The following is a 26,263-nucleotide window of genomic DNA, read 5'->3' on the forward strand; positions in this document are numbered from 1 at the left end:
ACATATAAATCAAAAAGCTTTTTTGTTCATACTATCTTTTGGATTCATATTAATTAAATTTTCTAATTTCTCATCAAATCTAATACATTTTACACCAATTTTAAAGTCAAAAAAAAACTCTTTAAATTCACCTCTTTTAGGATATTTTCTTATAATATATAAATAAAGTAAAGGTGTTATTATAAACACTAATGATAAAATTATATTTTTAAATACAGTAAAAAGAAACAACATCAAACATAAAATAACTATCATAGCAGTTATTACAGGATAACCAAAGATCATAGGTTTTCTTTCTAAGGATTTCGGAGTTTTATATTCCATGACAAGATTTGTATTTGATTAATAGTAGAAAATAATAATAGATATAGTAAATATAGTAATTTTTTTATTTGTCTTTTGTCACATACTTTCATAATTTTGCCAATAATAAGCATTTCAACGGCTTTGTCTCCAAAATATCTTTCGATTTAATTTGTAGATAAACTCGTTGAAGGCACTTTCTTTTGATTTTATGGTAATTTCCCAATAGATGGTTTCATTGATTTCCAAAGAAAAATGGGTTTCTAAAACTTAAGCGCCTTAAAATATCTGCAAGACTTTGATTTTTCAGCTGTTTCCAAATTTTCCAAATGAAAAGACTAAGCCACGAACACTTTGTCCCTGCTCTAAATCGTTGGATTCCACCGTAAAATATCCTTCATCAAATTCTATCATCCCTTCCAAAGTGTATTTTCCTCACACGTTCCCATTGCTTTTCTGAGTTTATGAACCATCGTCCAAACACCCTCATAGCGCTTCAACCCCAATTGTTTAAGAATCTCCTTTGACGAAAATTTTTTCTTTGTAAAACTCATCAGAAACATTGTGTTGTACCAGATTAAAAAGAAAAGCTTGGAATTCTTCATAATCTTTCCATTCTTGAAGGAAATTCTTTTACTACAATTTTTGCATTCATATCTCCAGATACTTTTTCTCCAAAAATGGTCATTGTGACAACATTTACGAAGCAAACCAATCTTCCTCTGCCCCAAAATGAGTCGTAAAACTAGATATATCACTTTTTGTCTAAATTCTAGTCGTACTATTTATCGGGAAGTTTACATTCTCTTCTAATCAATCATCAACTATTTCGACAAACTAACAATTTCTTAAAAGTAGCTTTTATATGCTAAATTTACTTGATTTCATAATAAGAATTTGGCGAAGTTAAATATGCGTTAACTTATCAGAATATTGATAGCTTCTGGTTTACAACTGATCAAAATGTTATTAGGTTAGATATTCATTTCTTCACAAAAACATCTTTCTAATATCATAAAGTAAAAGATACGGCATTAGCTGAATTTGAATTTAGATTCGGAAAAATTCTTAACAAGCCAGGTACATCATATTCATTACTCCAAAATGAATCTCCGTATGCCTTTACATAAATTTTCTCTCCTGATAGAAAGCCTTTAGCCAGCAAATCATTTTTAGTCAATGTAACTTTGTAAGGATTTATCTGACTTGTTAAACCTGGGGAATAATATGTATAATCAAGATAACTTACATTTGGATCTTTTGAAAGAAAATAACGGAAGTACCGTTTATCTGCATTGCTTCCAGAAGGGTTGGTCGTAATAGAAAGTACAATATCACTATTAATCAATTGAACTGTTAAATTAGTAATTTGTGTAGAAGAAATTTGCCCTAACGACGGCGTAGCTGTAATAATTGTTGAAGAACCATCAGCCGGGTGCTTAATCCCTAGTTTTTTAAATGTTCCAAAGCCAGATTTTTCATATGAAAGAGCAAGATCTCCAAAAGGCACATCTGGCAATACAAAATACCCATTCGTATCAGTTACTGCAGAAATTACCGGACTACTTCCAACTATCTTTACCGTCATGTTCGATTTGTCAATCATTATCGTACTTTCATTATACAGATTAACATATCCACTAACTTTTCCGGAAGGGTTTGGCTTTGGCTCAACAACAAAATCTTGATCACTGCTGCATGAAACCATTCCTAATACAATAATTACGCAATAAGGCAAAAAATTTAATTTCATAATGCTTATTTTTAATATATCTTTTATTTTAAGTTTTAATAATTAAATGATATAAATAAAATAGAAAAAGCTGAATATTGCAAATACTCATTGATGTATATTCAAAGTTTACAGATTTTTCCATTGAAAGTATTTGTCCCTAATTAGTCATTCCTTAAAAAGCTGTTTTTTGACTTTGAAAATTATACTTACCTAAAAAGATTCGTAGAACAAGTTCGAGCCAAAGAAGAATTTGTTGTTTGATTTGGTTCAATCTCATCTTCAAATTGTATCCAATCCCGGCTAATAATGCATTATTAATATCTCCAGCCACTCCTTTCAGGAAGTTTAATCCTAAGGAGTGGTTTCTTTTTAAATGAGAGATACAAGGTTCTATGGCTGCTCTTGCCCGGAATCTTAATCTGGCTGCTTGTTGCCCATATCTTGTTTTTTCTTTTTTTGCGGGAAGCAAAATTGCTGTTCCTTCTACTTCTTTGATTCCTTTAAATCCTCTGTCTGTAGTGGCTTTCCCAGGTCTTGTTCCGCCAACGGATTTTCTTACCCTCTCACTCTGTGCCAATGATTCTTCAAGAGTTTTACTATCGTGAAGATTGCCAGAAAATCTCTTTACCGAGCTGATGATCCCTGTTTTCCGACTTCTTACTACCGCTACTTTTGTCCCAAACTCGTATGCTTTTCCCGATTTTCCTTTCGCAATACACGCAACTTGTGGCTCGTGAAGACTGTAAATTTTATCTTTCGTGGTACGTTCTTGGGTGAGTGCTTTAAGGTAAATTTTAAAAACGTCTTCGTAGCCTTTCAAAACATCTTTAGGAAGTTTTCTTTCCAATTCCCGAAGTACTCTTTTACCAATCGTTCTAAGCTTTTTCCTTGCCATTTTTGCCTTCTTCTCTCTTCTGGGATGATTTCCAAAATAAGCGTCCCGCACTAATTGTTTGCTCACTCTTCTGTAGCTTTGTCTTTGTACGACGCTCTCTTTTTCTGCTATTTTAGTACAATTGTCAATTACTTTTTTTGCTAATTTGGCATCGGTAGGAAAGGTAATGTTCTTCTCCTGAACCGTCGTATCTACCTGAACTTCATCTTCTGTTTTGGCTTTGGGATGAAGAGAAACGCTTTGTCCCAAAAGAAATTCCAAACCCTTATCTCCAATTCTTTTTCTGAAGTGTACAAAATTGCTCGGATCGAAAGGCTGTTCTGTCTGGAAAAAGGTTTCTCCGGTAAAATATTGCCAATACGCATTCTCAATCCATCTTTCTACTACACTTTCATCACTTTCTTTAAACATTTCCTTGAGCAAAAGCATTCCTGCTATTTTGCGAATCGAAATAGAAAGCCTTCCGTTTTCCGAAAAGAATTTCTCAAACTCTAACTCCATTTTATCCCAGGAAATCTCCCCAGCTAATTTTACCAGCGGATGCTCCATATTAATAAGCTCCGTAAGCCTGGTCTTGAATAAATTCTGCTGTAAATCCTCTCTTATTTTGCCTAACATTTTGCCACTTTTTATACCCTAAAAATACGATTTCATGCAATTTTTTATAACATTTTTTTTACGAATTCAGAATTCATAAAATTGAAAATCAAAATATTATGAGGGTTTTAAGGAATGACTAATTATTCGATGAATTTTCTCCCTGATATCATACTGATTCCTCACCTGTTTTATTTAGCATATGACTTCAATCGAACTGACCACAGGAAAGATCAAATTTTCTTTTATTGTTTTTAAGAAGGAATCTCCAAATTCGTTTGAAAAAACTATTCTTACTCCAGTTATTAAAATAATAACAAGTTAGATGCAACTTATTACTTGGCTTTAAAAATATTCTTTAATACTTAATTCGAAGCATTGGCAGCTATTTTCAACCGATTGATAATAAACAGAATACCTTCTTTAAATCAAATTTTGTTGAAAATCCTCGCCTTCCTCTGCTCACATGAGAAATTATCCATTTTTATATTTTATCTTTTCTAGTGAGTTCCAAAATTTAGTATTTTTTGCAACTCTAAATTATTAACAGAAAACTCTTTCTTTGAAAAACTTTAAACAGGTTATAAAGATACTTTATTATGTATTGTAACTTATTCCCAAATTTTTATTGACACTTTGCTTTTCCTGCTGTGCTTTTGGGAGTAAAACTGAAGTCTCTCTTATTATATTAGGATTAAGAACATTTAATGCCTTCGTATACATAGATAACGCAGATTCATTAGTATTTGCCGAAGAGTTGTTTTTGTTCCGTTGTTCAACATTCCTGTTATCTTCTGATAAACTTTCTTCCATTTGCTCACTCATAATCTCACGAAGTACTTCAGCTTTTGTTTCAGAATTCTCTTTAGTGTAATTATTTTCATCTTTTGTTTTAGCATAGCTGTAAGACACTTTTGCCCCTATTGCAGATACACCAGCTATAGCAGAAATAGCCATCACAGCTATTCCCAATGGCGGAAAAAGTATTGAAAGTGCAAATCCTGCAGCTAGTCCGATTGAAATAGGTTTTAAGGACTTCTGAATAAATGAACTGCTTTCTCCTATAGTATTGAGAATACGCAATCTTTTTTCTTCCTCATTCTTTTCTATTAGAACGTCGTCCGTATCTTTATTTTCATTTATCAAATCAGTATTCTGAAAATATCTTTGTTGTTCCTGAAGATCTATTTTTTCTTCATCAAAATGTTTGTTTAATTCTTCGATTTCTGTATTATACATAATATATATATATATATATTTAAGTTTAAAGGACTAATTAGGTTTACTTTGCTGATGCTTTTATTTTTTTATCCCTAAATAAACAGTATTGAAAGATTCTGAAAAATATCCCTGAGTATTTTCAGAATAGTTGGGATTCATTATTATATTTATTGGTTTAATCTTTCCTTCGAGTACGCAATCATTATAAATAGCTTCATATACTACCGCGGATTGAATTTGTTCTCTGTTAATTAGGTCAATAGTTATCCTTTCCTTCTGTCCATGATTATAATCAAATGTATCTCCTTCTGGTAAGATATCAACTACTGAAAAAAAATAGAGTTAGTTGGTTTTATGTTATATACATAAGCATTAATTTTAATTCGTCCACTATTTGTACAAGTCAAACTTCGACTTTTTATTTCAGGTAATAAAATAATACGAGTTATTGATGATAGAATATTATTAAAGGTAGTAGGACTTGATGTGGTTGTTATATATCAGAGCCTAAATTATTTGCATTTCTATTATTTCCTCCTAATACATGATTTGTTAAATTGTAATCTGTCCCTTTTGCTGTAAAGCCTTCGTTAAATATTCCTGGATTATTTCCCCCATCATAAGGGCTTCTTGAATCTATCCTGAAAACAACTTCAGGTATTTCAATATTTGTATTTAGGTGTTCATTTGAAAGTGAAACGTTGTGTTTTTCTTTAACCATAATTCTAGTTTTTAATTTTATTGACTTATCCCTTTTACTAATAAAGGTTTCGATAATCTTATCCTGAAAATGTTTAAATATTTCGGTTAGTATTCGAGAAGCCCCACTGTCTGAGAAGCGTTTCTGTTTAAAAACCGATTACTAATAATTGTTTTCCATTATGAGTTAAAGGAATAAGTCAATATTTTTATTAAAAAATTATATCAGTAGTAGTTCATCCTTACTATATCTACCATTAAGAGTTTTATTAGTTAGCTCTTTAATCTAATCAACTACTGACTATATCAATATAGCATTTTTAATCTTTGTAAAGTATCAGTTTTTATTACAGCATCTCCCTAGTTGGAAAAATTTTTAATAGCTAGCTTACATCAAAAATTACTAAAAGATATTAAACTATATATTATCTTTTAATGCTTTAAAAGCTTTTCCCGATGCATTAAAAGCCTTTCCAGGTAAGCCTCTCAGAACAGAACCAGCCTTGTTACTAAATTTATTCCCTGATTCAGGATTTACCAAAAGATTAGCAAATTGTGGAACTTTTAATATCATAAATATCATAATAACCTGAAAAGCAATAGAAAGAAGAACATTCGTAAATTCTGTATTTCCAACAGGTAAAAGAACTATCATAACTTTCAAAATCGTTAATACAGGTTCCCATAAAAGTATAGACAAGAAGCCAAAAAACCATGACTTTAGAATTCTCTCATTTGATACAATAAGTGAAAATGGTAACACAAATATTCCCAAAACATAATAGATAAATATCATCAATAGTTGCCTCAATAATATATATCCTCCAACAACAGAAGCAATAAAATAAATAATAATATGAAAAAGTTCTAAAAAAGGATTGATCTGCAGAACATCATACACCCCATTTCCATCTGCTCCTGTTCCCTGCACATGGGTTATAGCGGTCTGAAAGGCTTGCTCAAAATCACCAGGACTCCGACCTGTCACTTTATAAGCACCATTTTTTACGATCTCTGTTAAAATATCTACAGTATCAAATAACAGTAATTTTACCAAAGGAATATATAATGTGATCGCCATAAAAGTGAGAATAGGTCTTAAAAGCGTATCACGTCCAATCTTTTCATCCGGATCAGACATTGATTTCATTACTTTATACCCTACAAAAACAAAGGTAAATGTAACGGCAATGAGAAAAACATATGGTTTGGACTCACTAATAAATAGATCAAATCTGGTTTGAAGAATTGATCTATATTGATTTAAAATTTCATCTATTGTCATTTAGTTTTTATTTTACATATGTAATTATCAATTATTTAATTAAGACTTTATTGATAACAGATAGTGATTGCAAATCTTTTTTTATGGACAAAACATTGGCTCTGATTTTCAAAATCCTTGTTAAGAGCTTTCCAAAAACTGTATAAACCTGACCCAAACCTCCCGAAAGAAGTCCTGATGCTAAATATCCGTAATAATCAGATTGAGCTTCATCTAAATATCTATCTTCAATAGCCAGATCCTCAGATTTCTTTGCCAATGAATATTTAATAAATAATGGATTGTATTTTATGATATTAATAATATTTCCGATATTTCTTATCTCTTTTTGGGTATCTTCAATCATAATAAGAGAAGTAGACGCAAGTACAAGGCTATTTATGTTTGCCACACTCTTTTTATCATTAATTTCTTTTTCTAAGCTTATAAGCTTTTCCAATAACTTATTTTGTTCATCCTTTAGATAAATTTCACCACCTAATCCAGCAATAATTCCACTTTTGGTTCCTGCAACAGTATAATCATTTATGTCAAAAGACCAGGTTTGTGTATAAAAAAAACTAAAGCTAAAAAAAAACAAGAATGTGAATATAGATTTAATACGTTTCATCTTCGAGTGTTACTCTTATTACTTTGTCTAATGCCTGCTGAATTAAACGTAATCTTTCTGCTTCAGGAATAAAATTAGCAGCATCCAGATAGTTGGTAATGTTTTCTTTTTCCGAATCAAATTTTTTTGAAAATCTTTTCCTAACCACAACATTTGAAACTTTACCTCTCGAAAGAGGGGAAGTAGCGACTATCGGATATTTATCTTTTATATAGTCGTAACTTGTTTCGGATACAAATTTCAACACATCATCTTTTTTTGAAGCTAAATTAAATGATATACGGGTAAGCTCCTTATTAGGTTCTAAATAAACATCCTTTGTTCTTGCCACAATACTTGTTTTTGCTGTGGCGTATCCTTCCAGTTTTCTATGTGCTGAGACCATATCTTTATACAGCTCTCTTGACAGAAGATCATTTGCTGTCCAAGGTAGCGTTACATTAATTGTAATAAGCTGAGCTTTGGAAAAAATAGATAACAATAATGATATTGAAAAAAATACTTTAACTCCGAATGATTTAAAATTAATAAATATCATATTCATGACTTTCAATTTTATATTAATTATTTAACAAATTGTTGAACGAATTTTCTCTTTAGATTACTCTCTTTTATATTATCATCTACCATATCAAGTTTCCGGTTAATTGCAGATAAGGATGCTCTCAGGTCTTCATAAAGATTAAATTTTTCTCCCAAAATGGTAATTTTTTCCCCATTCAAGAAATGGGAAGAAATATTCTCAATCTGGCTATCCGCTGAAAGCAAATACACCCTGTTCTCTTTCTTTTTGGAATAATACAGAAAAGAAAGCTTTTCATTATCCTGCATGAGCTGACGAGATCTGTCTTTAACATTGTTGATAATATCATTTACCGTAGATAGCCAGGCAATAGCATCATAATATTGAAGCCGCTTTCTATACTCTTTTAAAAAATCCTGAATCCTTTTCTCTGTTGTTTCTTCTCTCCCTTTTAACTCCAGATTAAGCCCAATAGTTACACCTGAAAGTATTCCTGAAGGAACGTCTGATATAGGGCCAATAGGGTTATTGGCAACCGGTTGAGAATAAATCTTTACTGAAACCAATAATAATAATAATATTAGAAACTTATACATATTGAAATAACTCTATAATTATGTTACAAACTAAATTCTATAGAAAACTAAAAAATAATTTCAAGATCCTTGATCATTTTGATGAGATCTGGACTGCTTTGTATCAGCATTGCCAACGCAGGCAAAGTCATGACCGCAAAAACTTCCTTATCATTTTTAGAATATACCCTTACCAGCTGGTCACGAATCCTATAAATTTCCTGCCTTTCAGCCGCCTTTATTTTTGAGGCATCAACATTTTGGAGGGAAAAAAGTACTAATCTATCCATTGCCAGAGATTGTAAATAATCATTCTTAACATTGGTTATATAGGGAAGTTTTTTAAACTTATTCAATATAACAGGTCCTATACCTAAAACACCAGTCTTTATAGACTTAACAATAAAATCATTTTGCTTATCAAATTGAGCTGACTTTTTATAATTCCTTTCTAAAAATTCTTCATCATTCCTAATCATTTCTTCCAGGTAATCATTTTGGAGTTTCAGCTGCACTGCTCTTGCAGTGGTATGTCCAAGAATTTCTGCAAGCTTTTGTCTTGTATCTGAATCTGTATTATTCAAATGAATAGCAATATGTACAAACTGAGCTGAAAATAGCTGAAATGTTAAAAAAAACAACATAGTTAATGCTCTCATAATACTTTATTATTATAAACTTATTATAGATGAAAATATGGAATTTACCTAGGGATAAGGCCTAATTTGTAGAATAGATTGCTTTGTTCCGCCTCATATTTCATTTGATCCAGTTCCTGAATCAGAAAATTTAAAGTACTCATAAATCCTGCATCCAGTTTTTCTCGGTTTCCGCGGTTAACCTTTATCCCTACCCCTGCTATAAATGTATCTTCTAAGATGTTGTTCGCATCTTTAATGTACTCCAGTTTCTTTCTGCACTTACTTTTTTTAACAGGACTAAGATAAAGGTTACAAACGTTGGAATACCTGGAAAAATTAATAAGATCCTTTTTAGAAATCGTAGTCCTGGCTGAATTTTCAAATTCATTGATAGCATCAATTTGACCCAGCTCATCCAAGCTTTTTTTTGTAGCTTTTTCATAATCATTAGTAGCATCCTTCTCAAAAAGTCTTATCACTAGACCCGGGGGATCAAAGTATGGCAATTGCCCCTTATATTGCAGTGAAAAAAAAAGTAATAGCGGAATCAGATATTTCATAACTAAATATGTTAAATAGGTTTATATATATTCCGGAAACAAAAGTTTCTTTCTGGGAATACGAATATTGACGCTTCTGCCTCCGGCATGCTCTCCTACTTCCATGCTTAATATTTCATCTTCATTCAATGTGAATTTATCGAAGATGAAGGTAAGAACCCTTGTTTCACCCAGTTTGATATTTCGCTGCTCCCCACAGGATTTTACAGGTGTCAGTATTCTCTCCTGATACACGTAATCTTTTTTGGCAGCATTATTATTCTTCAGTTTTGATCTGAAAAGAACCTGGTCTATATCCAGAGTGATTTTAGACGTATTATGAATTTCTACACGCAAGATAATTTTATCCTGAAAGTTTCTGTAATAGATTCCATTTAAAGTCAGGTTCAATCCGTCATTATTATCATTAATCTTTATGTTAGAAGGAGCACTTTCAGATAACAAACATAATTCCTGAAGATCTTGTGCTGACTTCTCTTCCCGTTCAATTTTGTTTATATTTTCCTTTGCAAAGTAATCTATCTTAGTAATGGTTTCAACAGCTTTATACGTTGTGATATCTGGGTTTCTGTTATACCCCATATCAATAGAATAATAGCTTCCTTTGCCATTAATAACCGTAAGATTTGCCTGTAGGCTCTTTGGGCTTCCTAGCTCTTCACCTGTATGCTTTAATTTGAGCATATTTCCAATGGTATCTGCAACAAAATAAGTAGAACCTACATCCACATACTTTATTTTTTCATCAAAAATAATGTGGGTGGTCTTCACATCTGAAACTTCAATTGACTGACGCTGAGATAAGGGCTCCAATATTTCCTGGGCGAAAGATACCTGAGAACAGATAAAAAATAGGATAAATAATACAATGTGTTTTTTCATTTCTTTTGAGAATTTAAATCAATAAAATCGTTAATGGCCACAGACATGTTTCCCTTGGCTTCGTATATTCCCCTGATTACTTTGTTTTCATCGGCATTGGAAGAATAACAGGCATATCTCTCTGGAGATACTTTTACTTTATACACGTTGGACATACTTCCTACTTTCACATACACCTCTCCTTTGTCTGTAGAGTAAAGTTTTTGAAGATCGGATTCACTGAGTGACAAATATTTGGAAAACTTGTCTTTGGATGCCATTTTCTTTTTATGGGAAAGCATAATCAGAGTATCTGTATTATTCACCATAGCAGGTCCGGCAGCAGTATCTAAAATATCTTCCAGATCCTGGGTTGCAATGGCAACCTCTCCATAAAATTTACGAACGGTCTTGTACAAATACTTGATAAACTCAGCCATTTCCCCTTTGGAAATAGGCTTCCAGCACTCATCTATAAATATTGATTTCTTTACTCCGGGAATCTTTTGTATCTTAGTCATAACCAGATTAATACACAACATAGTAACTAAAGGAAACAATGTAGGGTGATCTTTGATATTGTCCATTTCGAACACAATAAAACGCTCATGAATCAGGTTGGCCGGTTCTGCTGCATTGAGTATATCTTTATAGTGTCCGTCGTAAAAATCTCTAAGAGAAAGTTTAAAGCTGACCTTGTCAAAATAACATGATTCTTCTTCAACAGCTGTATTTTCTGATATAAATTCATAGAAAGTAGACATAGAAGGAAAAAGATCATTCTTGACTACATGTTCGTAATAAAGATCCAGATAGGTGGATAATATCTGTTTTTCTTCTCTTGAAGCTCCCTCTTCTCCTTTCCATAAGAAAAAGATCAGTGACAGGAGAAAGGTTTTCTTATCTATGTTAATTTCATCTTCATCATAGTAATAAAAAGGATTAAATTGTAAAGGTGACTTTAAGTCATACGTAAAGTAAACACCCTCCACCAATTCGCATAACTTTTTATAAGAGTTTCCTATATCGATCATTACAATATGGTGTCCCTGCTCATAATACTGACTTGCAATATGATTGATCAAAAATGATTTTCCGGTTCCTGAAGGTCCGAAAATTAATCTGTTTCTGTTCACAATGATTCCTTTTTTAACAGGCTCATCCCATAAGTCAAGACGTAAAGGAGATTCGTTTTTACGGTCACAGAAAAGAATTCCATCTTTATTGCTCTCATAATAAGATTCAAAATTCAGTAATGAAGAGGTTTGCTCGGATATACCGATAAATTTATGATTCTCTGAAATATAAGCTGGTGCGCCAGGGCAATTGTTCATATACAAATCCTTTAAAGCATACTTTACCTGATAAGGAGTAATTCCCAAATCCCTGAAAGCATTTTCCAATAAGTTGACATCATGTTCCAGTTTTTTTTGTGAAACATTCCAGACAATCACACTAAAATGCTGATAAACAAATGTTAATTCCCTTTCCAATACATCTTCTACAAGATCTTCCACCTGAGAATAAGTAACCTGATTTTCTCTTGAAAGAATCGCCATACTTTTAAACTGATTCATCTTGGTCTTCAGGGAAGAAAAAACTTTTTCTGAATCCTCAATAAAAATCACCTGATTATAGATATGGTTGACGTCCAGACCTGTAGATACCGGCTGTATAAAAGGAATTCTAAAATCAGTTTTAGGGGTAGAATATTCAATGCTCTTGATAGTGCTGTTAATGGTAATAGGAAGCTGATTATTAGAAGATATGGTATACAATTCTGCAAATTTATTTCCTATCTGTAAGTTCTTATCAAAAAACATATCCCTCAGGTTGGTCTCCCCTTCTTTCGAAAGAGATAAATATTTTCCCAAAAGAGTAATAATCTGATTATTATTTAATCTTTCTACGGCGAAAAACCCTTCCTTTGTTAAAAATGAAAGACTGGATTCTACGGCCTTTATAAAGTCTTCTATTCCATCTAAATATTTATTATACTGGCTGGATTTATTAAGTATACTTACTTTACTTTTGGAGTCCTTTATTATAGTGAGATAACACTCATGGCTCATGGTCGGCTTTTCATGGAAAAACCTGTTATCACTTGCTGCTAAAAAATTAGGACTGTCAGATACATGCTCTTTGATAGAATCTACAAAAAAGAAATCCTGTTTTTGCAAAATTGTTCCGGCTGGTAGAGATTTGATTACTTTATCAACAATAACACTAATTTGTTCAATCTGATCGCTGTCAAGCGAATATATCTGAGGAAGCATAACCTTGTAAACTAAGCCTATATCTCCTTTTTTACTGATTAACAAATCATCATCTACCGCCAATATGTTAAAAGTTGTTTTGATATCTATATCTTTCATAACCTTAGGAATTAATTAGTAAATTATTTTAATTCAATTCTCAATAAGAATGTTCTAATTAAAACCAGAGCTATTATTGAAGGACTTTATATTGATCCATAATTGATATTTCTTAGGTAAAAACACTCTCCTTTTTTCAAATACTTCTTTGCTTATTTCTTTTCCTGCTGATAAAATGGCCAGGTTTCTGGCTTCTTTTAAATCGACCCCTGTATTAGTACCACCACCTAAAACAGAACCGCCAGCATTGGTTCCTCTTTGAATGGCATAATCAAAGACATCATGCGATACTGTTGATGGAATTTTCAGCCAGGAATGATTATTCATATGAATACCTTGCCTTCCATCATAGTCGTAAACCCTAAAGTTTAACTGGTACAAAACATTATCTTTTTTATAGCTTTCAATATCAATATTAATACGATCTTCCCCCAAGGATATTTTCCCATAAACAATCGAGTTTTTAGGAATTACCAATCCGCCCGGGATATCTGTAAGCCTCATATCTTCTTTTATTCTGATAGGAATAATATTTTTATCCAATATCCTCTTCTGCTCTATTGTTTCTGAAGGAATCAGCTGTAAAATCTTCTTGTTATTGCCAACTGTTGTTCCCTGAAAAAAACTCTTTTGATCCCTAACGTCATTTTTAACCAACTCCTTTTTACTTTCCTTGGTTTTTAAAGTATCCTGTGAATCCGGAGAATTATGGGAGGCAGCACCTTCCGTTAAGCCTGCACGGATTTTATCCTGAAGCTCAAATATTTTGCTAAGGCTGCTTTCAGTGCCGGAACCATAATCGGAACCATATCCGGAACTATACCCGGAACCGGAAGAGTAGCTTCTTCCCGGTGAAGCGATATTGGATAAAGCTTTCATATAGCGTTCCTGCCTTTTGGCATAATCGTTTTCTTCAGTTGTGCCATCAAAACTCTGAAACTGTCCCTGCGATAATCTTTCATCTTCAGGAAATTCGGTATCTTTATTATACTGATCATCTTTCGAAAAATACTTCTTTAAATTCCGTTCATCCTGATTATAGATTTCTAATTTTGATTTTTCTTCAAGCTGTTTCTCATCAACATTAGGAGTTACAATCAACTTATCATCTGACTCCTTAGTTTTTGGGAATAATATCAGACTCATAACCAAAGTAAGAATACCTAAAGCAGCCACAAAAACGACTCCAATAATGATCTTCTTTTTTTTGTCCAGATTTTCAAACATATTTTATAAACTATTTTTACACATAATATTCAGAAACAATAATGGGTCAATTCTTTTCCCTTCAACTATTATTTCATAATGGAGATGAGGACCTGTAGAATGTCCTGTATTTCCGCTCAATCCTATCAACTGTCCGGGTGTTACATATTCACCTTTCCCAACAAACAAAGACATTAAATGTCCGTATCGGGTTCGGAAACCTCCCTCGTTATCTATTAAGATGGTATTGCCATATCCCCTTTCGTACATTGAACTTAAAACGATACCGTAATAGGTAGAGAATACAGCAGTTCCGCTAGGTACAGAGAAATCAACGCCCTGATGCTTTTTAACTACTCTATCAATGGGATGCTTTCTATACCCATAATGGGATGAAATAATTTTCTTATACGATTCAACCGGCGGTATCATCGTTTGTGATTGTACTCTCTGATAAGGAAGTACGATAAAAAGAATAAAGCAGACAAAAAGTATTTTATTTCTTTTACTAAGTAATGTATACATAAGAAGTTATCATCATTTTATGTTTTTCAAGTACAAAATCAATTCTATTATTCCTCCGGATGAGACGAAGGCCCAATGCTCATAGCAGCTTCTTCTTCCTGGGAAATTCTATACAATTCGTTTTCAATAAGAATATCAACCTCTTTTACAATTCTTTCAAAATTTCCATTGAGAACCTCATTGATCATTTCACCTTCTATAACTGTCGGGATCTCCTTCCTGATCTGATCAGTACGTTTTTCTACTTTTATTTTTCCTCTGAAAATTTTTCTGTTAATTTCCTCTCCGAAATTATCGGCAATAACTCCTACGAATTCTCCCTGAGAAAGCTGAGATATAGCAGATACCGGAATGGCATACTCTAAATTCTCATTGATAGAATATGAATTATTGGTATCAATGGTTACATTTTTTAATCTTTGCTTTTTCTTTCCGAATATTTCCTGAAGCTTACTGGCTGTATCACTTCTTACTGAACCACTAAAAACATTCCCTACGATATTGAATATTGTTTCAGCTACTTTATCGCCATAATCACGCTTCAGCTGTTCAAGATCCTGCATTCCAATGGTTGTAGAAACTTTGTTGGATCTGGCGGTTGCAATCAGGTTATCTAACCCCATAAAATACATGGTGGGCAACTCATCCAGGATCACGGAACAAGGCTGTCTTCCCTGCTGATTAATTTCTTTCAGAAGCTGGGTAACCACAAGCCCTAAAGCAGGAGAATTTGTTGTTTGGGTGCTTGGTGAGTTGGCAATAATTAATATGCATGGGCTTTCCGGATTATTGATACTTAGTGAAATATTCTCTTCAGGAAAAACATTATTACCCATTACCCAGAATAATTCCTTCGTTGCCAGTTGAGACAGGGGTATTCTCGCAGATGCTGTCTGACCAGAAAGCTGCTCGTAAGCCTGCTTGGCTAAAGCGTCTGCAAAAGGAGTCATAAAGAATCTGAGTTCTGAGTATTTCCCAAAAACTTTAAATACTTTTTCATCGGGCAAAGAAGCTAAAGATATCGCATGAGGCAGCGTACAAAACTTCCCGTCTTCATAAATTCTCAGGAAATAAATACAGGCAGCGAAATAAGAAATCGCTGATTGTGCAAAGAAGTCTTTTTCCGTAATCCATTCCTTATTCAGATTAAATAAGATGGTTTGTGATGCTTCGATGGCATCTGCTGCTTTTCTGATCAATTGAGGATCCAGAGGATTCACAAAATTAGATTTCTCCAGATCATCTAAAGAAACCACACAAAAACGCGGTTCAATTTTGTATTTCCCTTTATAGTATTCATAAAAAGCAAATGTTTCATTGGCCAGTGCAGGAAATTTGAAATCATACACCATCATCGAAAACTGCTTTTGAATATGCTGTCGTATGTATTCTTCAACAACCGAGTAGGACTTTCCTGATCCCGGAGTACCTAAAACCATAGTGCCTCTAAAGGGATTCACTACATTAATCACTCCATTTTCTGTCTTAAAATTTACAGAATAAGGATTGCTTTTAACTACCTTTTCCTGTTCAAAAATTTGATTTTTATCATTAAATTCATCCTTCTTATCATAAAAGTTGAAGTATTTTCTCATTTTTAAAAAACCAACTATATAAATAATATATGAAACAAAAGATATGATTGTATAAGATACTATTTCAATATTCAAAACCGATAGGCTTAAAAAAATGACAAGAGATACCCCTGATACTACAATATACCTCAATAAAGAAGAGTCTTCTTTTACTTCTCTTTTGACTTCAAAACCAAAGCAACCAAAGGTAATTATGGCAAGGCTTAAAGCCCTTAATGCGAAAGGACTCTTAATTAATGCAAAGGTTTTATAAAACTTTACTATGAATATATTAACATATTCATTACTTAGGTTTCTCTCCGCTACGTAACTATATTTGGAATAATAAATATCTATTAAAACCAATAGGATACTTATTAAAAAGGAAAATATAATTAAAATATCTAAAGAATATTTATCATTTTTCATTGTACACAAATTATAAGAGAATCGCTTTTTGAAATTTTAAATTATTTACAATACTTAACTATAAAAAGAGTTAAGATACCATTGTATCAGTCTTCCTCTTTATTAGAGTAGCTTTCCTCTTGCACATTATTGCCAGAATCATGGGCTGAAGCATTTTCAAAACCTTTACTTTTGAATAGATAATTTTCAATAAGTAAACCATGCGGATTATTTTCAGTTCTTGCTACATTATATACATCAAATTCAGAATAGAAAAGGTTTTTTGTACTCACGTTTTGATCAACTCTGGAGACATTGAGTTTTCCGTAAACAGATGCATGATAAGGATATTCTTTATCATCAACTTTTATTGAATCTATATCTAGTTTTTGAACCAGATTTTGAGATTGTATTCTCGCAAAATGACCGTTTGCTTTAAGAGATAAATACAATTGCTTTCCAGAGTTTCCAATCAAATAAAGAGCCTCATTAATATTATTATCATAACTAAATTGATCATATCCAAAGAATAATCTGTGAAACACTTTAATATGATTCTTAATCTCAGGCAGTCTATAATTTTCATAATCTTTATCATTATTCATGGAATTTGCAATGGCGGCCTGCCCTTTTTCGGTTATAATATATATCTTTTTAGTAAAAATCTTACTTACGTACACTGCCCAGACAGAACTGGAAACTATTGCTATTAGCGTAATAAAAAAGCTGAGAAATAATGCTTTTTTAACTAAAGAATAAGTAGAGGGAATCTCACGTAATTTTTTTAAATCCATTTCTATTTAAATACTTTATAAAGCTCTGTTGTCAATTATACTAAAGCTCTTTTTGATTTGATGGTTTATTTTAGTAAAATGCTTAGTTTAATTCATAGAATGAAATCATTTAAATACAATCGGAATATCTACTTGATAAACAAATTGGCATAGATATTATTATGACTTAAGCACATATACCATATATAAATTCATCTGAATATTTTAACTTTAAAATATATTTTTCTGCAATTTTCACATAAAAATATATTTTCTTCTGTATTTTCTGATAGAGAAAAAATATTAGCCAACTTAACGTTTTGGCTACTTTTACATTTTCCACACTCCAAACCATTGTTTTCCAAAAGGTTATATTTCATCATTGATGTGTTCTCTTTAGCCTTCATCGATGCTAAATCCACTTCTTCTTTGATATTTATAGATTTAAGAAAGGCCCCTAATATCCGCATATTGAGAAAGTTTTAATTTCAGATGTTAGTTATAGTTTCTTGGAAAATATAATTAACAATTAGATAAATATTACTAAACATATGTCCGATAAAATTAAATTTTTAATCCTACAAAGCACTGATTAACAACTGATTATTTTATGAATTTTAATTTTAAAAATCAAATCATCAAAAAAAATACAAGTTGTATATATTCTAAATGCTCTACTTCCTATTGTTTTTTGTACTTTTAAGAAATCTTATTAGACAAATGTATGCAGGAGTGAATTTTGCAAAAACTAACCAATTAGAAAATGCCCATTAAATTCGAATATCTTATTAATATAGCTAGTAAAAAATTCAGAATTTATACAACGTAAACCTGTATTTTGATTGTGTTATCATCATGTCACCAAAAAATTAGCGTAAACTGTGTTCGAGCTACTTAAGCAGCAAATTAATTTACCATAATTTTTATAAAGTGACTCAATTATACGACAGATATAAAAAATCTTTTTTTATTGACACCAGACAAAATATTTTCCTTGAAAATATAACATTTTAAGCCATAAACTAAGCATTGTTTATGATACTTTTTAAATTGATGTCTATACTTTGAAAAAGATTAAAGAACACTTATCAAATGATCTTTTGTTTTGAATTGTTTCGTATACAGATCGAAATCTATCTTTTAATTTCCCTGATAATTAACTTTTTAATTGAATAATTATTAATTTTCATAATGAGTTTAAGATCTTATTTTTCGCAGATTTAATTTGCTAATTTTTTCAAAATTCTTTTATTAAAAAAGTTTAAACAGATTTACAGATTAAAATATATTAATTCTAGATAAAAACATGAGTAATAACATCAACCAAACCAAAAACTCCTAAACCAATAACAAAACGAATAAAATTCTTTTGAGCCTGCTCATTACCCTGCATGTATTGAATAAATATCAGGAAAGCACCAACAATTGCAAATGCAGCAACACCCGCATTCAAAGATGTTTTAAGAGTAGCAGTCCATCCAGTAATTTTCGTTTCAATTGTTCCCCCACCTCCCGCTTGAGAATACAATAGATTACTCACTAAAAACAACAATGCAATTAATTTTTTTTTCTTAAATTTTAAATTTCTCATTTTTTTGTATTTTATATTTTAAAACTAAATCTTAAATTTCATCAACACTCTTACATATTAATCTCTTAATTTCCTGCAATAACAACTCTTATTTTGAGGCTTTACTTTACTCGTAGGCTTCAATTACAATGACTCTTGCTAATATTTTGAAGGTTAAATAATAATAAAAATTGCTATACTTTCATAAAACTGATATTATGATAATTTTTTTTATTAGTAAGAACATTAAATTACTATGCAAATATAAAATAAATTTTCAAAAAAAAAAAAAAAAAAATGATTTAAATATTTGATTTACAAATACTTATCCCAACTTGTGAACTGTTGTTTCTTTTAAAATACTAGATCTATAAACAACCAGACAGATTACATTAGAAAAATAGGAACGATGAGTAAATAAACTTCCTTATTATGACTGTAACTGAGTTTTGCAGCCTTATTTAGCATCAAATGAAAAAGCCGTTGAAAAGCACTTATGAAATATACCGATTCTGCTGAATCTGATCATAAGTCTGTTTCCCGACAATTCTAAACCAAGTTTTTTTGTTTTTTAGACTAACAGATTTATTCTCTGAAGTAAAATAAAGGCCACAATTTTTACATTTAAAACGACTAGGAAATCATATCAAAACTTTTGCAACCCCAACAACGATTTTTTTGAATCTCAAGCCACAAAAAAAATTATTGAAAAAAATTTAATAAAATTTCATATTCAAGACTTCTTATAGCCTATTAAAGTAGAATAAACAAGTTCTCTATAATTGATACTTTATAGAAATCATTTCTTCTACTTAGGGTCTATATCTACTTTTTCCTGGTCTATGTTGAGAACCGAACAACTCTCCGGACTCTCTTTTTTAACGTCGTTGTCCAGGCGGTTGAGAACGGGATGATAAAGGGACCGCTTCTATTAACTGCGTACCTTGAGGTTGAGGCGATCGAGGACGCTATTCTACTCTCTGAACACGTGGAGGTTGAACTTGAACAGATGTCATCTGACTGTACCTATTAGTACTCATGGGCCTCTCTATTGACGATCCCTGTAAAGCTGGTTGATTTTGAGACGGAGATACTGGAGAGGCCGATTCTGTTCCCTGTCACTCTGTTTGAGATATTAAAGAAATCAGTTGTGTTGTTCCCTCTGCGCCTTCGTGAACATTTTGGGTAAATAATCTATTCTTGCATTAATAATATTCACAAGATTTTGTGATTCCGGTGAAAGAGAGTTATCACTTAAATTCGAACTTTCGAGATTTGTCATATTTAACATGGTATCAGGAAGATTTGTAAGTTTATTTGCACTTACATTCAGATATTCAAGGGCTTGTAGGTTACTAAGGTTACTAATTCTACTAGTTAAATTCTTAACATGGTTGTTACTCAAATCTAAACGTACGAGATTTCCAAATTCTGATAAGTCAGGAAGAAATAAAAGTTTATTGTTTGAAACATTCAGATTTTTAAGGTTTGATAGGTAACCAATACTGTCAGGTAAGCTACTGAGCCTGGTGTTACTTAAATTGAGTTCCGTAAGATTAGGGATCTGCCCTATATCATTCCATCAGTTTATCTAAAAAGATTTCATCTAAAGATAACCCTGACAAATCTAAGCTTTTTTCCTGCTGTTCTTGCTGCTTAGCCTTTTCTATTCTTCTGCTAAGTTCTTTTAATTCTTGTTCATTCATATACATATTTTTTATGTTTAAAAAGTATTTTTAACATTTTATTAATCTAAGGTATTCAAATCTATTTACTATCTTTATACAGAACATTTTTTCTCTTCTGATTAAGCAAACTTCTTGATTAGCTACTAACTTTTGCCTTTGATCAGCAATATCTCATACTTTGCATGTATGAAATATTACTTAAAATAACATTAATTTCTAACTAATCAAAGATGGTTTCCACAATATGTTTTACAAAAAAACAATCTAATTATAATAAACTATAAACTAGTTCTCTAGAATGGATATTTCACAGAACTAATTTCTTCTAATTCCTACTTATTAGAATCTATATATCTTTTCCTAGGCTTCGTTGAGAACCATAACGCTCTGGACTATCTTTTTAAAATCTTAGGTGAGTTCTCTTGGCTAGATGAGTTGTTTCTGATATGTACCTTTTGTTCATCTTGAGACGTGGATACTGAAGAAGTCGATACTGCTACCTGTGAATCTGCCTGAGGTTGAGCTGGAAGTTGGACAATTGTCATCTGACGAAGCCTATCATTTACACTCACCCCTGTTTCACTTGGAGAGACAGGGGACGCTGAAAGAGACGATACTGTTCCCTGTGCCTTTATTTGAAGTTGGGCATCCGCCATCTGACTATCCTTATCCTCTGTTGACTCTCTACGCAAAACTTTTTGAGATGTTAAAGGGGCAGATCCAATTCCTTGTGACTCTGCCTGAGATTGAGCAGATTCAATTGGTAATTCCGATAATGGATATAGCTTTCGGCGTTCGGCATCCACACTCGTCAAATAATCTTTAATATTACCGTCTGCCAGAGATTGCGCTACTTTATTCAGTGTAAGATCTCTTACATCAATGAGATTAGAGTCGTCATTAATCATTTTCATTAGCTGATCTTTAGCGGGTAGATAATATAAAGAAATATCACTACGAGTACCCAAAGGTATCTCACTCAAAAATTCTTCTACTACATTTTTGGAAAATATTTCCACTTTCTTGTCCCCTATAGTGATACTAGTGGAACCTAAATCAGGATTCTCTATCTTAAGTCTGATTTCTTCAAGCTCTTTATCATTCGGATACAAAGTCCTTAATGTATAATCAGATTTTTGATGTACCTGCTTTATTTTTTCTGTAATGTCTTTAATAGTATTAAATGCTTCATCTGAAAGCCGGTTTTTCCTAAAATCTAATGCTTTGAGATTCTTCAATAATTCAAAGCCTTCAGGAAGATTTTTAATTAAATTTCCATTTACATTCAGTTTGGTAAGGTTTGATAGATTACCAATATCTTCAGGTAATTTCTTAAGATTGTTGGTACTTAAATCTAAACGTTCGAGTTTTCTAAATCCTGATAAGTCAGGAAGAAATAAGAGTTCATTGTTTGAAACATTCAGATCTTTAAGGTTTGATGAACGACCAATCTTGTCAGGTAGGTACAAAAGTCTGTTGTGACTTACATCTAATTTTTCAAGATTATCCAATAATTCAAACTCTTCAGGAAGATCTGTAAATTTATTCCTATCTAACTTCAATCTCTTAAGATTTATTAGGGTGAATATATTGCTAGGTAATTTATTAAGATTGTTGCCACCTAAATCAAGTTCCGTCATACCCGAAATCTTCTCTATTTCAGACATCGCTCTAAGTAAAGCCTCGTTATTTAAAGATAACCCTGACAAATCTAACCTCTTTTCTTGCTGCTCTTGCTTCTTAGCCTCTTCTATTCTTCTGCTAAGTTCTTTTAATTGTTGTTCATTATTTGAAAAATTCAGAGCTTTAAGGTTTGATGGATTATCAATCTCTTCAGGTTCGTCAAAAAGTTTGTTTAAACCTACTTCTGCTCTTTCGAGATTGTTCAATAATTTAAGGTCTTCAGGAATATCTTCAATTCCAGTTCCAATTACATTCAGTTTGGTAAGTTTTGATAGATTACCAATCTCTTCAGGTAATTTCATAAGATAACGGTTATTACTTAAATCTAAACGTTCGAGTTTTCTAAATCCTGATAAGTCAGGAAGAAATAAGAGTTCATTGTTTGAAACATTCAGATCTTTAAGGTTTGATGAACGACCAATCTTGTCAGGTAGGTACAAAAGTCTGTTGTGACTTACATCTAATTTTTCAAGATTATCCAATAATTCAAACTCTTCAGGAAGATCTGTAAATTTATTCCTATCTAACTTCAATCTCTTAAGATTTATTAGGGTGAATATATTGCTAGGTAATTTATTAAGATTGTTGCCACCTAAATCAAGTTCCGTCATACCCGAAATCTTCTCTATTTCAGACATCGCTCTAAGTAAAGCCTCGTTATTTAAAGATAACCCTGACAAATCTAACCTCTTTTCTTGCTGCTCTTGCTTCTTAGCCTCTTCTATTCTTCTGCTAAGTTCTTTTAATTGTTGTTTATTCATAACCATAATTTTTTTGTTTAAAAAGTATTTTTAAAGTTTTATTAATCTAAAGTATTTCAATCTGTTTACTATCTTTATACAGAACATTTTCTCTCTTCTGATTAAGTAAATTTTTTTGATTATAACAAAATTTTGCGTATGATCCGTAATATCTAATACTCTACCTGTATAAAATATTAATAGAATTAACATTAATTTTTAACTAATAAAAGACGATTTCCACAATATCTTTTACAAAAGCATATTGAATAAAATAATCTCATTATAATAAACTATAAATTAGTACTCTAAAATGGATATTTTAGAGTACTAGTTTCTTATAATTCCTACTTCTTAGGATTTATATATCTTTCCATAGTATTCATTGAGATCCATACCGCTCGCCGGACTCTCTTTTTAATGGCGTGGTCTTTTTGTAGGCGGAGGTGCTAAAGGATCCGATTCTATTCCCACTCCCGCTGTTTGAGTTTGAGGCTGGGATCCTGAAGAGGTCGATAATGGTCCCTGTCCCGCTGCCTGAGGTTGATTTTGGGGCAATGTCATCCGAAAAAGACTATTATTTTCCCCTCCCGCTGTTTGAGTTTGGGACTGGGATCCTGAAGAGGTCGATAATGGTCCCTGTCCCGCTGCCTGAGGTTGATTTTGGGGAGGTGTCTTCTGAAGAAGCTCACCAGTTTTCCCTCTCTCTGTTTCAGTTTGGGTAATTGCCATGTGATGATCCCTATTCTCCGTTGACCCTGCCTGAGGTTGAGACTGGGATTCTGAAGAAGTCGATACTGGTCCCTGTCCCGCTGTTTTAGATTGGGCAGACACCGGAGGATTCCCATTATTAATAACGGGATTTTCTATTAACTCTAACTGTTGTAAAGAAATTGGTTCTGTTGTTCCCCCTGCGCCTGCCTGAACATTTTGGGTATTAGGTACACTTAGAAAATTATTAATTTTACTCTCTTGTTCCGATAAAAAATCTGTGTATGTCTGTTTTATTGATTCTTCCGTAGTAATTTTTTCTAGCAAATTCTTAAAATATGTCTGTTTTTCAGATATTTCATCTAATAGTTTTAATGCTGCTTGATCAGTATTATTTATTAAATCGCTATTATTAATAAGCCCCTTAATTTCTTTTTCATACATCCCGTAATACTGATACCGTGTCGTTTCAAGAAGATTATTGTTAGGTTCCAAAGCCTTTTCTTTATATTTTTCTGTTATTTCATTTAGCTTTTCCTCATTCAAAATACGAACACTTTTATCTTCAGCCTCCTTAGTATACTTCGTAATAAATTCATCAAATAAACCAGTTTTTAACGTTTTAAAACCAAATTCTATATTTTTTGAAGTCGAAGGTAGATTTCTTTCATGAGTAACATTTATCTTACTTTTAAATTCATTAAATTTCTGTTCAGCATCTGGTTTAATTCTCCCTTTATTATCTTTAAAAAATTTTTCAACATGCTTTTGCGAATAAACTAAGTTAGCCAAGGTATTTATCGACTCTATTGTATCGCCTTTAACATCTAATTTATTCAAACTACCTATTTTACCCATATCCTCAATCAAAGCCTGCCTTTCTATTATGTGCTCTTCTTTAGGCGATAAACTTGTTCCATTTTTTTCTGACTTTAAGAGCTCTGCAACATTCTTTGCCATCAAATAATCTCTAACCGGAGTGGAGCAGTCCCCCAGAGCAGTCGCTATTCCCGTCAGCATACTCCTTCTGTCTTCAACTGAAATATCGCTATCATGCAGTTGGGATATCAGCTGTTTAGCGGTAGAACCATATAAATCAAGATCTTCAGTAGTATCCAAAGATAGCTTACTCAAAAATTCTTTTATTACATTTTTGGGAGACCCTATACTGGTAACATCTGCCAAATCAGAAGTATCTAACGATTCTATGATATCTTTCATCTGTTTCTGATTTTCAGAATCTGGATACAATTTACTTAATGTCTTTTTATATCCTCTATCAAAATTACGTGCTAGCTGTTCCTGCCAATCTAACGTTTCATCACTATCAATATCACTACCTCTATCACTGCTCAGATCTTCTATATATTCTCTGATATATTCATTGCGTTCTAGTGAAGTATAATCGCTTTGTAATCCCAATCTAGATATATAATTGTCTGTCATTTCCTTCATATCTACTTCATCCAATGAATGAAACATGATTTCAGGATATCCATCCATCGATTCATCCCACTCCTCATATTCTATGCTCTTATTTGAAAATTTTTCAATAAATTCATCAATTAGAGAAGATTCTAAAGTCTTAAAACCAAAATCTTCATATCCTGATATTGGCTTTAAGGGTTCTATAGGTAACAAGTAGTCGTCGTCTTCTGTATATACCCTTTCCATAAATCTAACATTAATACCCGATTTCTGAGGTTTCTTATCTAAAAGATCATAGGAATAAACTAAGTTCGCCAAGGCATGCACTGCTTCTATCTTATGATTTTGTGGCAGTTGTTTCAGTTGGCTCATTTCCTTAATCATTGCCAACCTTTGTATCTGATAATAATTTTCCTTCGATAATTCTTGTCCTTGGTTTAATAGCTCAGCAACCTTCTCTTTCTCCAGATACTCTTTAAACGGGGCTTCAAGCTCTCGCAAAGAATTCGCTATTTCTTTCTGCTTTTCAAGTCTAACTTCAATCGGGATAGTAGGATCATACAGTTTGGTAAGCAGATTTCTAGCGGTAGAACCATATACATCCAGTTCAAAATTATTACCAACAGGAACCATACTGAAAAAATCTTTTATAAAATTCATTGGACCTTTTTTCTCTGCAACCCCTTCACGATTATCATTATTGTCAAAACTGTTTCTGGTGGTAGTAGTGAAATCTAAATTTGCATTCATTAAATTACTTATGACATTATTTTGCTCTTCTATATCCGGATACAAAGCTTTTAATGCCTCATTAAATAGGGTTTCTTGATTCTTAATTTCTTGCATAATTATATTTTTTTTAATGTTTAAAAAGCATTTTAATATGTTTCCTATCTTTAGACAGAACATTTTCTCTCTTCTGCTTAAGCAAACATTTTGATTAGCTACTAACTTTTGCCTTTAATCAGCAATATCTCATACTTTACTGGTATGGAATATTACCTCAAATAACATTAAATCTTTAACTAATCAAAGACGGTTTTCATAATATCTTTTACAAAAGCATATTGAATAAAA

General features: G+C 32.1%; 22 protein-coding genes and 2 pseudogenes. All 24 read right to left on the reverse strand.

What is annotated here, in order from left to right; translation table 11 throughout:
* Positions 1 to 9: 9 nt before the first annotated feature.
* The 24 genes and pseudogenes from EK417_RS16200 to EK417_RS16310 all read right to left on the reverse strand — a co-directional run bounded on the left by EK417_RS16200 (position 10) and on the right by EK417_RS16310 (position 26,032).
* Positions 10 to 324, reverse strand: a complete 315-nt coding sequence (locus EK417_RS16200; RefSeq protein WP_136522738.1) for a VirB3 family type IV secretion system protein — start codon at positions 322 to 324, stop codon at positions 10 to 12.
* Between the two features lie 183 nt (positions 325 to 507).
* Positions 508 to 1,022: pseudogene (locus tag EK417_RS16205) on the reverse strand (IS1595 family transposase); the annotation flags it as partial.
* Positions 1,023 to 1,315: 293 nt separating this feature from the next.
* Positions 1,316 to 2,056, reverse strand: a complete 741-nt coding sequence (locus tag EK417_RS16210) for a carboxypeptidase-like regulatory domain-containing protein (protein WP_136522739.1) — start codon at positions 2,054 to 2,056, stop codon at positions 1,316 to 1,318.
* A gap of 154 nt (positions 2,057 to 2,210) precedes the next feature.
* Complete coding sequence (locus EK417_RS16215; protein WP_136522740.1) at positions 2,211 to 3,551, reverse strand: IS5 family transposase; 1,341 nt, start codon at positions 3,549 to 3,551, stop codon at positions 2,211 to 2,213.
* Positions 3,552 to 4,127: 576 nt separating this feature from the next.
* Entirely contained in the window at positions 4,128 to 4,769 is a 642-nt protein-coding gene (locus EK417_RS16220) for a hypothetical protein (RefSeq protein WP_136522741.1), read from the reverse strand.
* A 475-nt stretch (positions 4,770 to 5,244) separates the two neighbouring features.
* The gene (locus tag EK417_RS16225; RefSeq protein ID WP_136522742.1) at positions 5,245 to 5,472 is read right to left on the reverse strand and encodes a hypothetical protein; all 228 of its coding nucleotides are present in this window, start codon (positions 5,470 to 5,472) and stop codon (positions 5,245 to 5,247) included.
* Positions 5,473 to 5,868: 396 nt separating this feature from the next.
* Entirely contained in the window at positions 5,869 to 6,735 is an 867-nt protein-coding gene (locus tag EK417_RS16230; protein ID WP_136522743.1) for a hypothetical protein, read from the reverse strand.
* Positions 6,736 to 6,766: 31 nt separating this feature from the next.
* The gene (locus tag EK417_RS16235) at positions 6,767 to 7,345 is read right to left on the reverse strand and encodes a hypothetical protein (protein WP_136522744.1); all 579 of its coding nucleotides are present in this window, start codon (positions 7,343 to 7,345) and stop codon (positions 6,767 to 6,769) included.
* Positions 7,332 to 7,889, reverse strand: a complete 558-nt coding sequence (locus EK417_RS16240) for a hypothetical protein (RefSeq protein WP_136522745.1) — start codon at positions 7,887 to 7,889, stop codon at positions 7,332 to 7,334. Before EK417_RS16240 ends, EK417_RS16235 begins: the two co-directional genes overlap by 14 nt.
* Positions 7,890 to 7,909: 20 nt before the next feature.
* Entirely contained in the window at positions 7,910 to 8,464 is a 555-nt protein-coding gene (locus tag EK417_RS16245) for a hypothetical protein (protein WP_136522746.1), read from the reverse strand.
* A gap of 47 nt (positions 8,465 to 8,511) precedes the next feature.
* A complete protein-coding gene (locus EK417_RS16250) occupies positions 8,512 to 9,102 on the reverse strand; it encodes a hypothetical protein (protein WP_168802013.1) in 591 nt (196 codons plus the stop codon).
* A gap of 44 nt (positions 9,103 to 9,146) precedes the next feature.
* Positions 9,147 to 9,644: a hypothetical protein gene (locus EK417_RS16255; RefSeq protein WP_136522748.1), complete on the reverse strand. Its 498-nt coding sequence runs from the start codon at positions 9,642 to 9,644 to the stop codon at positions 9,147 to 9,149.
* A gap of 21 nt (positions 9,645 to 9,665) precedes the next feature.
* Entirely contained in the window at positions 9,666 to 10,526 is an 861-nt protein-coding gene (locus tag EK417_RS16260) for a DUF4138 domain-containing protein (protein WP_136522749.1), read from the reverse strand.
* Positions 10,523 to 12,880, reverse strand: coding sequence for a TraG family conjugative transposon ATPase (locus EK417_RS16265; RefSeq protein WP_136522750.1), 2,358 nt, complete (start codon positions 12,878 to 12,880; stop codon positions 10,523 to 10,525). The genes EK417_RS16260 and EK417_RS16265 overlap by 4 nt, the downstream gene beginning before the upstream one ends.
* 54 nt (positions 12,881 to 12,934) lie before the next feature.
* Positions 12,935 to 14,107: a conjugative transposon protein TraM gene (gene traM, locus EK417_RS16270; RefSeq protein WP_136522751.1), complete on the reverse strand. Its 1,173-nt coding sequence runs from the start codon at positions 14,105 to 14,107 to the stop codon at positions 12,935 to 12,937.
* A 3-nt stretch (positions 14,108 to 14,110) separates the two neighbouring features.
* Positions 14,111 to 14,611: a M23 family metallopeptidase gene (locus EK417_RS16275; RefSeq protein WP_136522752.1), complete on the reverse strand. Its 501-nt coding sequence runs from the start codon at positions 14,609 to 14,611 to the stop codon at positions 14,111 to 14,113.
* Between the two features lie 47 nt (positions 14,612 to 14,658).
* Complete coding sequence (locus tag EK417_RS16280) at positions 14,659 to 16,206, reverse strand: type IV secretory system conjugative DNA transfer family protein (RefSeq protein ID WP_168802014.1); 1,548 nt, start codon at positions 16,204 to 16,206, stop codon at positions 14,659 to 14,661.
* A gap of 63 nt (positions 16,207 to 16,269) precedes the next feature.
* Positions 16,270 to 16,614, reverse strand: a pseudogene (locus tag EK417_RS21735) (YWFCY domain-containing protein); the annotation flags it as partial.
* 86 nt (positions 16,615 to 16,700) lie between these two features.
* Positions 16,701 to 17,387, reverse strand: coding sequence for a hypothetical protein (locus EK417_RS16285; protein ID WP_136522754.1), 687 nt, complete (start codon positions 17,385 to 17,387; stop codon positions 16,701 to 16,703).
* Between the two features lie 1,273 nt (positions 17,388 to 18,660).
* On the reverse strand, positions 18,661 to 18,957 hold the full coding sequence (locus EK417_RS16290) for a hypothetical protein (protein ID WP_136522755.1): 297 nt from the start codon (positions 18,955 to 18,957) through the stop codon (positions 18,661 to 18,663).
* A gap of 1,123 nt (positions 18,958 to 20,080) precedes the next feature.
* Positions 20,081 to 20,509: a leucine-rich repeat domain-containing protein gene (locus EK417_RS21740; protein WP_136522766.1), complete on the reverse strand. Its 429-nt coding sequence runs from the start codon at positions 20,507 to 20,509 to the stop codon at positions 20,081 to 20,083.
* Between the two features lies 1 nt (position 20,510).
* Positions 20,511 to 20,642 (reverse strand): hypothetical protein, encoded by a 132-nt coding sequence (locus tag EK417_RS21590; RefSeq protein WP_262709825.1) that lies wholly within the window; start codon positions 20,640 to 20,642, stop codon positions 20,511 to 20,513.
* Positions 20,643 to 21,016: 374 nt separating this feature from the next.
* Positions 21,017 to 23,068 (reverse strand): leucine-rich repeat domain-containing protein, encoded by a 2,052-nt coding sequence (locus EK417_RS16305; RefSeq protein ID WP_168802016.1) that lies wholly within the window; start codon positions 23,066 to 23,068, stop codon positions 21,017 to 21,019.
* 396 nt (positions 23,069 to 23,464) lie between these two features.
* Positions 23,465 to 26,032 carry a hypothetical protein gene (locus EK417_RS16310; protein WP_136522757.1) on the reverse strand — a complete coding sequence of 856 codons (2,568 nt, stop codon included), beginning with the start codon at positions 26,030 to 26,032 and terminating at the stop codon, positions 23,465 to 23,467.
* Positions 26,033 to 26,263 lie beyond the last annotated feature (231 nt).

Origin of the sequence: Chryseobacterium candidae (assembly GCF_004916905.1) — a bacterium.
In the GTDB taxonomy this organism is placed as follows: Bacteria; Bacteroidota; Bacteroidia; order Flavobacteriales; family Weeksellaceae; genus Chryseobacterium; species Chryseobacterium candidae.